This is a genomic window from Stenotrophomonas terrae (assembly GCF_001431465.1).
Classification (GTDB): Bacteria; Pseudomonadota; Gammaproteobacteria; order Xanthomonadales; family Xanthomonadaceae; genus Stenotrophomonas; species Stenotrophomonas terrae.
On the sequence record NZ_LDJJ01000141.1, the window covers coordinates 1 to 566 of the forward strand.

1 protein-coding gene is annotated in these 566 nt (G+C 63.6%); it reads left to right on the forward strand.

Annotated features, from left to right (window positions below; genetic code table 11):
* Positions 1-54 precede the first annotated feature (54 nt).
* Complete coding sequence (locus tag ABB27_RS19125; RefSeq protein WP_244479276.1) at positions 55-345, forward strand: cation efflux transmembrane domain-containing protein; 291 nt, start codon at positions 55-57, stop codon at positions 343-345.
* Positions 346-566 lie beyond the last annotated feature (221 nt).

Below are 566 nucleotides of genomic sequence, written 5' to 3' on the forward strand. Positions count from 1 at the left end.
GTGAACAGCCACGTCGCTCGCAGATGCACTTCGCCGGCCTTTAGCGGTGCCAGCATGCGCAGCACCGCCCTGCTGTCGCTGGCGGTCAATATGGCGGTGCTGCGCATGCTGGCACCGCTAAAGTCCGGCGAAGTGCATCTGCGAGCGACGTGGCTGCTCACGCGGGCCGATGTGGTCGCCAATGTTGGGGTGATCCTGGCCGGTCTGTTGGTGTGGTGGCTGGCCAGCCCGTACCCGGATTTCGTGATCGGCGCCCTGATCGGCCTGTATGTGATCAAGGAAGCCTTCGAGATTTTAGGTGATGCCCGCCGGGCAGGTGCCGACGCGCGCAAGACGGCTGCATGACCAGGCTTGGCCGACTGAGCTCGGACTCTGGCGGCTGCGCTTGAACCCGGCACTGTCACGTGGCGCAGCTGGCCCCCGACCTAATCCGTCGCAGCTCAATCTGCGTGACCGTGCGGAAGCTCAGGCAAAACGTTAACTTTCTGTTCTTCGGATGCCGGATTCCGTCAATTTCCCGCGCCAGCTTTTGCCTGGCCACCTGACTCGCAGAGGCCACTCGAGCC

Excerpts from the sequence above, each read along its gene's own strand:
- ABB27_RS19125 (WP_244479276.1), top strand. The coding sequence starts at position 55 with ATGCGCAGCACCGCCCTGCTGTCGCTGGCGGTCAATATGGCGGTGCTG.